Raw genomic sequence first — 1,471 nt, forward strand, 5'->3', positions numbered from 1 at the left:
CCGGCGGCCGCGACAACGCCTACGGCTTCGCCCTGGCCCTGGCCGCGGCCGGCTTTGCGGTGACCAGCGGCATGGCCAGCGGCGTGGATGCCGCCGCGCATCGGGCCGCGCTGTCGCGCGCGGACGGGCTGACCGTGGCGGTGGTCGGCACCGGCCCCGACCTGGCCTACCCGCGCCAGCATGCCGCTCTGCACCGCCAGATCGCCGAACGCGGCGCGGTGGTCAGCGAGCACCCGCCTGGCACGCCGGCGCGGGCGGGGCACTTCCCGGCGCGCAACCGGATCATCGCCGGGCTGAGCCTGGCGACCCTGGTGATCGAGGCGGCCACCCGCTCCGGCGCGCTGATCACCGCGCGGCTGGCCGCCGAGGCCGGGCGCGAGGTCTTCGCCCTGCCCGGCTCGATCCACAATCCGCTGGCGCGCGGCTGCCATCGGCTGATCCGCGACGGCGCCGGGCTGGTGGAAAGCGCCGAGGAGGTGCTGGCCGGGGTCGCGCCCCTGGCCGCCGAACTGGCCGACGCCTTGCGCGGGCGCCTGAACGCCCCCACACAGGGAGCCAGCACCGCGCGCGCGGCCACACCGGCCTTCCCCCACCCCGACTACCAGCGCTTGTGGCAGGCGCTGGGCCACGACCCCATCTGTATGGATTCAGTGATCGCACGCAGCGGATTGACGGCCGCAGCGGCGTCCTCCATGCTGCTGGCCATGGAACTGGATGGCTACGTGGCGGTCGAACGCGGTCGTTACACCCGCAAACCCTAGTTTCTTCACCTCCACAGCGTCTCGCGACGCAGGCCGAGGGGCAATGAAAGAGAGCATTCTGGATGTCCTGCTGTACCTGTTCGAACACTATTTCAGCGAAGACGCGGATCCGGTCCGCGATCGCGACTCCCTCCAGAATGGCCTGATCCAGGCCGGTTTCAGCCCCACCGAGATCAGCAAGGCGTTCGACTGGCTCGACGCCCTGGCCGACCAGCGCCCGGCCGTGGCGCAGCCGCGCATCGATGGCCCGATCCGCATCTACCACGGTCCGGAACTGGACAAGCTCGACGTGGAATGCCGCGGCTTCCTGCTGTTCCTGGAGCAGCACGGCATCCTCGACAGCGACCAGCGCGAGCTGGTGCTGGACCGGGCCATGGCCCTGGATCAGGACGAACTGGATCTGGACGACCTGAAGTGGGTGGTGCTGATGGTGCTGTTCAACCAGCCTGGTGCCGAGGCGGCGTACGCGTGGATGGAAACGCAGATGTTCGTCGACGAGCCGGAGCCGGTTCACTGAGTCGCTGACGGTCGCGCACGGATGCACGAAGACACTTCCCCATTGGCGATCTGGTACTACGTCGATGCTGCGCGCGAGCGGCACGGCCCGTTGCCGGCGTCCGCCCTGCTGGAACGCCTGCACGACGGCCGCCTGCAGCGCGAGACCCTGGTCTGGCGCGAAGGCCTGCCGGAGTGGCGGCCGCTGCACGCGG

3 protein-coding genes are annotated in these 1,471 nt (G+C 70.6%); all 3 read left to right on the forward strand.

Going from position 1 to position 1,471, the window contains the following annotated elements; all coding sequences use genetic code 11:
- Nucleotides 1-761, forward strand: a 761-nt coding sequence (locus D588_RS0118460; protein ID WP_017917029.1) for a DNA-processing protein DprA, incomplete at its 5' end; no start/stop codon positions are given.
- 43 nt (nt 762-804) lie between these two features.
- Nucleotides 805-1,278 carry a DUF494 family protein gene (locus tag D588_RS0118465; protein ID WP_010340686.1) on the forward strand — a complete coding sequence of 158 codons (474 nt, stop codon included), beginning with the start codon at nt 805-807 and terminating at the stop codon, nt 1,276-1,278.
- A 21-nt stretch (nt 1,279-1,299) separates the two neighbouring features.
- A partial coding sequence (locus D588_RS25380; protein ID WP_157836489.1) for a DUF4339 domain-containing protein occupies nt 1,300-1,471 on the forward strand: 172 nt, incomplete at its 3' end.

This window comes from Xanthomonas sp. SHU 308 (assembly GCF_000364645.1).
In the GTDB taxonomy this organism is placed as follows: domain Bacteria; phylum Pseudomonadota; class Gammaproteobacteria; order Xanthomonadales; family Xanthomonadaceae; genus Xanthomonas_A; species Xanthomonas_A sontii.

Bases quoted from the DNA above. Each gene is read 5' to 3' on its own strand.
- D588_RS0118465 (WP_010340686.1), top strand. From the start codon at position 805: ATGAAAGAGAGCATTCTGGATGTCCTGCTGTACCTGTTCGAACACTAT.